Raw genomic sequence first — 8021 nt, 5'->3', positions numbered from 1 at the left:
ACAGTTCTTTGCTAACGGGTCGTCTTGCCATGAGGGCTGCAAGCATAACTGCTCTGCGAGGGGCTATGACGAAGTGATGTTAGCCACTCTAAGCCTTCGTCAATTGAGTGTTCAACCTGACATGGGCGTCATGGCTATAGCGATCGCGTCGGCTTACGCAGCCACTCTCGCGCAATACGAGAGTGCCAGATCTTCATTCGGCTGACCGCCGCACCATGCACCACTCCAGTGCATTCCCCAACAACCAGCTACAGATCTCATAGGCATTTTCCCTTGCTACACCCAAAATGGGCAACCAGGAATCATTTTGTTGCATCTGATCCACCTATATTGTTACCAGTCCAGACCCCAATTACTCAAGCAAGTGAGTATCTCAACATAGAAAGTCTAATCCCACTAAGTATGGGCATTGCTATTGATGAAGCTAACAGTGACCTTGCCGATCACTTGAACAATGATTACTGCTTACCGGAAACCCATGACAACAAAGAGCGCGTGCAGTTGCTATGTATTGGCTAATTCCCAGCTTAGCTGGTTTTTTCTTGATGATCATCTGCGCTGCAAGCCTAAACTTAAAGGATTTCTGCTACAGGAGACGTCCTGCATCTACGGGGCCTTGCTCCCTATAAGAGAAAGGCTGGCGGCACCCAAGAGCCAACTCAAATCAACCCTGGTGAGACCACCTGACAGGACATGTGTTGCCTCCTTGGCTGCTTTTCACATTATCTCAATCTTAGCCTTTGATCATCGACCTAATTCTTTCCTCTAGTGATATCAAGACATCGCCCCCGGATGCTTAGCGCAGCCTCAAGACAGAATGCCCACCTGCAAATGTTAATTTTCATTAAAGTTGAGAGCATAGGCGTCAGCCATCCTCATTATGGTGGTTAGAATCGGGCTGCATTGATACTTTTTTAACAAATAGAAATAAATATTATAAATTTATTAGTTTATTACGAAAAATCGCGAATAACACTCATGCCCATCAATTAATTTTGAATAAAAATATGAACCATCGTTTAAAGATTGCACTTTTGGAAGATGATCTCGTGCAGGCAGACTTGGTGTCAAGATGGCTTGGGGAAGCAGGACATGAAGTTATTGTGTTTCAATCTTCCCGTGAAATCATTAAAAATCTAATGATTTCGAAATACGATCTTCTACTACTTGACTGGGAATTACCAGATTTCTCCGGCATTGATGTGCTGGCGTGGGCACGGCTAAAGCATCACAGGGACACGCCAGCGATTATCTTGACTATGCGTAGCAGCGGTCACCATGCTGCTGAGGCACTCAACGCGGGTGCCAATGACTTTGTCAGGAAACCGGCAGATCGGGAGGAGCTGTTGGCTCGTATTGAAGCAGCCACAGCCCGTAAGGAAAATTCAAAGCGATTGGCGATCACAATTGGCCTGTTTAAGCTTGATCGAAACGGCAGCACAGCCTACCGGGATGGTGTGGAAATTCAATTAACATCCATCCAATTCTCACTGGCCTGGCACCTCTTTCAAAATGTAGGGCATGTCGTGTCCCGTGAACAACTTCGCATTGCAGTATGGGGGCGAGCGGAAGGTGCGGATTCCCGCACAATGGACACGCACATCAGCAATCTTCGATCGCGGCTTGGCTTACGCCCGGATCATGGTTTGAAGGTTTCCGCGCTTTACAACTACGGCTATCGACTTGAAATCTGCCAGTTGAGAAAACATGTCTGAACGCAAAAAATGCAATCTGAAACCGGAGTATTTTCTCGGTTGCATAGCCTTGGCAATTATATTGGTGCTCCCTATTTCGCGACTCTCGTTCGTTCAGTATCAGACATATCGATCAATCCAGAACACCGAGGCAGGGCTTTTACTAATTCAGGACGGGCTACGGGCTTACGAGGCAGTGTCGGCAGAGCGCGGCCCTGCGAATTCTTTTCTTGGGTCTTTTCCCGAGCAAGAGCACTTAGCCCGACAGAACAAGCTCTCTGATGCGAGGGCCAGGACCGACCGGGAGTTAAATGGCTTGGAGCAGCGCCTTGTTTCCTTGGATTGCTTGGTTTGCAGCTCCATGCGGGCTGATATACGGCGCGTAAGAACAGAGTTGACGCAGGGTCGCGCCTCATTCGACGCCATTTATGCATTGCATCCGGCCCAATTAGAGCCAGGACGTATTAGGGCAGCTACAGAAAAAATGTTCCAGGCGACATCACCATTTGTCTTTTTTCTGGATAAGGCCACGCAATTTTCGAACTCAGGCGCCCCCAAACTGATGCCGAGCATCATACTAGCACGTTTATCTGGTGAATTTCGAGAGTATGCGGGTCGCTACGGTTCATATTTCACAGAAGGATTAGTGCGCAGTCAGAAGTTCACAGAATCAGATCTTCACGATGCATTAATCGTTGAGGGGAGAATTTATCAGTTGCGAGATTCAGTGCTCGCACAAGCGCAATCCATTGAAGAAAATACGCGTATCAATGAGGCAACAACAAGAGTCCAGCGCGAGTATTTTGAAAATTCACTGACAAGGGCCCAAGAGATCATGAAATTATGGCCATGGCAGGTCGGAGAGGCCATGACGCCGGCGCAATTTGCGGACGTTTATGTACCTGGTATGGCATCAATCATTGAACTCCGAAACAGTGCTATGGCAGACGCCATGCAGCACTGGAAATGCTATCGCTCGCAAGTGACTCGCACCTCAATCATCCTTATCACTATAGCAGTGATAGTGGAGATTCTACTGATATGGTTTTTCTTCAAGCTTTGGATCGGGTTTATATCACCGCTAGCCGGATTTTCAAGAACATTGTCTATACTTTACACGAATTACGCACAGACAAGCAAGAAAGACAAGATGCTTTCAGAGCTCTCACATGATATGAAGTCTCCGCAAGCGGGAATCATTGCCTTGCTCGATTTGGCGAAAACGACTCATGCTTATGAAGCTGAGCCAGAGCTTTTTGGAAAGATTGAGAGTTACTCACGTAGAACATTGACATTGATTGATGATTTTGTGAGCATCAGCCGCATGCGCACGATTGCCTATGAGCCGGAAGAGATAGACTTGCGCGGCGTGCTGCTGGATGCTTACGATCACTTGGCAGTTTTTTTTCATAGTAAAAATATCCAGGCAAATATCACGGAAACGGATGATGAAGCTTTCTTTGTATATGCGGAGCGAGGCCTCTTGCTAAGAGGCATTATCAATGTCGTTGAAAATGCAGTAAAATTCAGCCCCGAAAAATCACGCGTGGACTGTAGGTTGTCAAGAGAGAATAATGATATTGTTCTCGAGATATCTGATAATGGTTATGGAATCAGCCCAGAAAATATCCCCAATTTATTCAAACAATATCGGCGGTTTCACACTCCCGGGCAGCCGCATGTGCCAGGAACCGGCCTGGGCTTGTCCTTCGTGAAAGCTCTGATGGACAGAACACACGGCAAAATTTCTTGTCAGTCCGCACTTGGAAAAGGGACCAAATTTACGCTGAAATTCCCAAACCGCCCCCCCCTACTTTTTCGAGTCTTAACGCGTTTTAATATAAGAGTCCGAAAGTGAGAAATGGTAAGCATCAGCCAACGACGTAGATGTGAATCTACTTTTACCGACATACAATTTTCGGGATGCGGCAAGATGCGTAGATTTTCGCAAGCGCTGGCTAGCGGATTTGTCTCTCCTGAACCTCATGCACCAATTGCAAGCAAGGCATCAAGCCTGCATCCTACCCTAACCACTGGGCATAGCACCGCCTTACCTACGGCTCATTAGCATCCCTATTTTTTCTTCCAACTCAGTATTTGTCTCGCGAGACAATGGCACCTTTTATGCACACGACTCAGCACCCTATTATACGCTGCACGGTTTTGACATATCTCACCTAATCGTCGAATATATAAAACCAGGTTGCGACAGTTATCGCATAGCTTTCAAAAGATAAATCATCCATTGAAATGTTAATATTTATTGAAATCGTTAATATTCAATAATAAATCATTGGGGCGATGATTAGTCAGTCGATGATTTATCGATGCAACATGCTAAATAAAGTTTGGAAATATTATTCGATTGATTCAAAATATATTACTTAGCGGGCTCGGATATGTTTAATCTTAGTCTCGGGCAATGAATTCAATTCACAGATACAAAATAATAATAAAATTGAGTAATTTTTAGATCGATCAAACGCTCATCATCTGCCTGCTGACACTTCCAGACTAACGACCTCTTGGAAGCACGTTTAATCAAACGCCTATCAGAATTGCACCCAAAGATTGCGACCATGAACAAACTCAAAGCTAGGTTGGACGTACCGCTTCCGACTATCGAATCCCTTGCGGCACGAGCTGTGCCGAAAATCCTGGGCGCAATAGAGCTTGTGAAGAATATGTTTGATGCCAACCATTCCTTCTCTGGTTATCGGGAAGCACGAGCAGCCGTTGACGGTAACGAAACGGCAACAGTCCTACGCTTACTTTATGAAAAGAATGTGAGACCTGGATGGCGCTGCTTTGGACCTCCAGCCAGCGAGTTTACCAATTACATAGCGAGTTTCACTGATATAAACGTGATTGCCGCAGTCATCGCCCAGGCCCAGCTAACAAGCCTGCAGATCCAGCGCAGCATGAATCAAGCGATTTATGACAACTACGTTCCTAGACAGTCATATCTGACAGCGCGGACTTCAGTTGATGCAAACTGTGTCGGAAGTATTGTCAAGACAGGTTCTGGCTCTTTGGCATTAGCGGGTGACAACAGTTACTCCGGTGGTACGCAATTGAAAGAGGGGATGCTTGGTGTGGGGCAACCCAATGCTCTGGGAACTGGAGTCCTGACCATGTCAGACATGACCATAATGCAGGCTTTGATTGACGGCCTAAGCCTTCGCAACGATATCCGGATACGAGGAATTGGCAGCATCGACACTCAGGACTTTGGTCTGACCCTATCGGGAAATATCCGCGATGACGTTCCCACCTCTGGTGGTCTGGTTAAGCTAGGCGCCGGTATGCTCACGATTTCTGGAGTCAACACTTATTCAGGCCCCACTCAGGTGATGTCTGGGACTTTGCAGGCAGGCTCAGCCAGGAGCTTTTCGCCAAATAGCGCCTTTTTTATAAATTCTGGCGCGCGACTCGATCTGGGCGGCTTCGACCAGACAATCGGCTCGCTGACTGGCGATGGTGTGATCTCGCAAGGCAATGCCAAGTTGACTACGGTCGGGTGACATCGCTGCTGCCTTCTCCGGTCTTATCGGTGGTGGAGATGCGCTTGGCAAGATCAGGGGAAGCGCGCAAATGCTCTTGGACGTAAGCTTCTAGATAGCGGACAACACGCTCCATTTTTCCCGACAGATTGAAGAATGTTCTGGTTCGCGTGAGCTGGTGCGCATCGCTCGATGACTTAGATGTTCAGTCCCTGAGTGAGATGGTACGGAAGAAGTCTAAAGCGGCTTGGATCTTTTTCCCATGCGTCGCAAATCGCCCGGAATGGTGTCTTCCACTTGAGCGCACTTCAAGTGCTTGCCGAAGTTATAGCTTTGAACGAAGGCCTGGACATGCTCCCGTAGCTGCTCCAGCCTCTCGTACTTGTACACCTTGATTGTGGATTCCATGATGGTCCGGTTCATGCGTTCTACCATGCCGTTCGTCCAGGGGTGGTATGGCTTCGTATGCCTTTTCTCGACGCCATTTAACTTGCCGATGCGCTCGAAGAAGTGACCGATGCATGTGTCGGTGACGCCGCCTCTGAAGCGTTCTTGTCCCGTAAAGGCCATGCCGTTGTCCGTCATAACGGTATGTATGCGGTACGGGAAGGCAACAATCACCTGCCGAGGGAACTACGCTGCATTGGCTTTCGTGGCCCTGTCCAAGAACGCGACATGCGTGAATTATGTGACGCGGCCTATAAGCGACAAACATGTGCTGTTTGCCGCAGGAGATCTTCATTTTAGTGCTGTCGATGTAAACGAAGTCCAGCGTCGTTTCTTCAAACTTTCCGTGCCTTCCTGGTACCTGCGTTGAGGGTTGTCGACTGATTCCGTGACGCTGCAGGCATCGATGCAATGCGCTACGGCTGAGCTTGGGTGCTGTCTCCAGGAGTTGCCACATGAGATCGTCCAGCGACAGATGCCCTTGTTTGCGCAATGCAATCGCCACGTGTTCTTGCTCGAGGGAAAGATGCTGGCTTGCTTTCTCGCGACGACCCATGGTCACATCGAGCACCGAGGTGCGTGCACGCAACTGACCACTGTCTTGGGGTTGATGCCGTGGAGCCTGGCCAAGTGCCGATGGGAGCCGATCGCTAGCTGGAGTTCTGCGCGGATACGCGGCGTCATGCGGGCACTGCCATGCAGGCGGATTGCCATAGTGCTTTCTCCTTTTCAAAGCATGAAGAATGCACTATGATTTCCTGGGGCCCGCATCTTAGATGCTACAAAGCACTGAAGAGCCAACGTGGATCGAATTTAACGCTGACAATAAGCTCAACGTAATCCCTTCGTCTAAAAAACCATATATCTTCTCTTAAAATGCCTTATAATATATTCTGTCATTTTAACGGAGCATACTAATGCCTACCTCGGCAGTGTCGTACAAAGATCTACTGGCCCAGCGCGCAACACTCGAAGCCAAAATTGAAGCTGCTCGTAAGAGCGAAATCGGCGCTGCCGTGCAACAGATTAAAAGCTTGATATCCACATATGGATTGACTCAAGACGACATATTCCCGCAGGGGAAAACGAAGGCAACGCGCGCAACTGTTGATCCTAAGTATCGTGACCCTGCGACAGGTCAAACATGGACAGGTCGTGGAAAGCCTCCTACCTGGATAAAGGATCAGGATCGCTCGCAGTTTGAGATCAAATGATTACAGCAGAGTTGAGATTAAATGGCCACTGAGTGGCCATTTTTATGGGTCCTTAAAATAAATTAGGCATATTCAAGTGCCCTGCACTTCCTCGGGAGCTTCATCTGGCACAGTTTCTATAGCCGCTCGTTGTTGGCTGGGCAATGCCCTCTTCGCAGTTTCCACGACTTCAACTTCCAAGGTGTGCTTGTTCTCCTGCAGCTGCAGTACGCCCTCATCGATGGTGCTCTGAATGATGGGCACCAGGACCAAGACATCGCGGATCTGGCCAAGCGATAGGCCCGGTCCTCTGCCTGGCGCATCAGTGCCGGTTTCGTTTCCACGGCATGGAAGCAAATGCCACGATGTTGGCTGCCGTGAGCGTAATGCCCACGCCCGCGGCCATTGTGGTGCCGATGAATACCATGATACTTGCATTCGTCTGGAACGCATCTACAGCTGCTTGCCGACGCCTTAAGCTGTCCGAGCCAACCAGTGAGACGCAGCCCAGCCCCATGCTGGCCAGGGCTTGTTGAGCGCCTCGACCGCACTCATGTACTCGCAGAAGATGATGAGCTTGTCGTCCTCTCCCATGGCCTGCACTGTTTCAACCAGGTATGAGACCTTGAGAACCTCAAGACACTTGCGCAGTCGAACGATCTTTGGCATCGCCTGCAAGGTCATGTCGCCGCATATCTCCTTGTAAACATCAAGACCTTCCGGCGACAAGTGCACGAACTGGCGGGCCTTGTCACCCAGATCCTTGAGCACGTCTTTGCTTCGACGGATCATCCAGCCCTGGATTGCCGCAGCCAGAGCCAAGCGCTTTTCCGGCTTGCCCGCGTAGCTCTTGCGGAACTCTGCAAGCGTGAGGCCTCCGCGCCCATGGGCAGTGATACGCAACAGCGTATGCATCTCGATCTCGCGATTCAGCAACGGCGTACCGGTGACTACGAAGCATCACTCTATCCGGGATACCAGCAGGAACACATTGCGGGTGTGGCCACTTTTGTATGTGGATTCAACTGGTCAATGCAACACAATGACCGCCTCTGGCGCAAGGAGTGTTGGCATGAAGCAAAGACCGCGGATTTAGAGTGGCTAACATCACTTCGTCATAGCCCCTCGCAGAGCAGTTATGCTTGCAGCCCTCATGGCAAGACGACCCGTTAGCAAAGAACTGT

The 8021-nt window shown here is 49.1% G+C and carries 6 protein-coding genes and 1 pseudogene; 4 read left to right on the top strand and 3 right to left on the bottom strand.

Going from position 1 to position 8021, the window contains the following annotated elements; genetic code table 11:
- Window positions 1–1007 precede the first annotated feature (1007 nt).
- The 3 genes from ACLBXN_RS24405 (at window position 1008) to ACLBXN_RS24395 (ending at window position 5218) form a co-directional block, all read left to right on the top strand.
- Complete coding sequence (locus ACLBXN_RS24405) at window positions 1008–1715, top strand: response regulator transcription factor (RefSeq protein WP_447613863.1); 708 nt, start codon at window positions 1008–1010, stop codon at window positions 1713–1715.
- Window positions 1708–3552: a sensor histidine kinase gene (locus tag ACLBXN_RS24400; RefSeq protein ID WP_447613862.1), complete on the top strand. Its 1845-nt coding sequence runs from the start codon at window positions 1708–1710 to the stop codon at window positions 3550–3552. The genes ACLBXN_RS24405 and ACLBXN_RS24400 overlap by 8 nt, the downstream gene beginning before the upstream one ends.
- 721 nt (window positions 3553–4273) lie before the next feature.
- Window positions 4274–5218, top strand: coding sequence for an autotransporter-associated beta strand repeat-containing protein (locus ACLBXN_RS24395; RefSeq protein ID WP_447613861.1), 945 nt, complete (start codon window positions 4274–4276; stop codon window positions 5216–5218).
- A gap of 176 nt (window positions 5219–5394) precedes the next feature.
- Here ACLBXN_RS24395 and ACLBXN_RS24390 read toward each other — a convergent pair.
- Window positions 5395–6358 (bottom strand): annotated as a pseudogene (locus ACLBXN_RS24390) (integrase core domain-containing protein).
- A gap of 203 nt (window positions 6359–6561) precedes the next feature.
- Between ACLBXN_RS24390 and ACLBXN_RS24385 the strand changes: the two are divergent.
- The gene (locus ACLBXN_RS24385; protein ID WP_447613860.1) at window positions 6562–6858 is read left to right on the top strand and encodes an H-NS histone family protein; all 297 of its coding nucleotides are present in this window, start codon (window positions 6562–6564) and stop codon (window positions 6856–6858) included.
- Window positions 6859–7159: 301 nt separating this feature from the next.
- On the opposite strand, the gene ACLBXN_RS24380 is transcribed toward ACLBXN_RS24385, so the two are convergent.
- Window positions 7160–7354, bottom strand: coding sequence for a C-terminal helicase domain-containing protein (locus tag ACLBXN_RS24380; RefSeq protein ID WP_447613859.1), 195 nt, complete (start codon window positions 7352–7354; stop codon window positions 7160–7162).
- Window positions 7312–7752 (bottom strand): hypothetical protein, encoded by a 441-nt coding sequence (locus ACLBXN_RS24375; RefSeq protein ID WP_447613858.1) that lies wholly within the window; start codon window positions 7750–7752, stop codon window positions 7312–7314. The genes ACLBXN_RS24380 and ACLBXN_RS24375 overlap by 43 nt, the downstream gene beginning before the upstream one ends.
- Window positions 7753–8021: the final 269 nt, after the last annotated feature.

Source organism: Comamonas sp. C24C, assembly GCF_053345995.1.
Note: the sequence above shows the minus strand (reverse complement) of the source record. Positions and strands in the feature narration are given on the sequence as shown.

What these genes read in the sequence shown, in the direction of transcription:
- ACLBXN_RS24375 (WP_447613858.1), bottom strand. Translation starts at nt 7,752, where the DNA reads ATGCATACGCTGTTGCGTATCACTGCCCATGGGCGCGGAGGCCTCACG.
- ACLBXN_RS24400 (WP_447613862.1), top strand. Translation starts at nt 1,708, where the DNA reads ATGTCTGAACGCAAAAAATGCAATCTGAAACCGGAGTATTTTCTCGGT.
- ACLBXN_RS24395 (WP_447613861.1), top strand. Translation starts at nt 4,274, where the DNA reads ATGAACAAACTCAAAGCTAGGTTGGACGTACCGCTTCCGACTATCGAA.
- ACLBXN_RS24385 (WP_447613860.1), top strand. Translation starts at nt 6,562, where the DNA reads ATGCCTACCTCGGCAGTGTCGTACAAAGATCTACTGGCCCAGCGCGCA.
- ACLBXN_RS24380 (WP_447613859.1), bottom strand. Translation starts at nt 7,354, where the DNA reads ATGGGGCTGGGCTGCGTCTCACTGGTTGGCTCGGACAGCTTAAGGCGT.
- ACLBXN_RS24405 (WP_447613863.1), top strand. Translation starts at nt 1,008, where the DNA reads ATGAACCATCGTTTAAAGATTGCACTTTTGGAAGATGATCTCGTGCAG.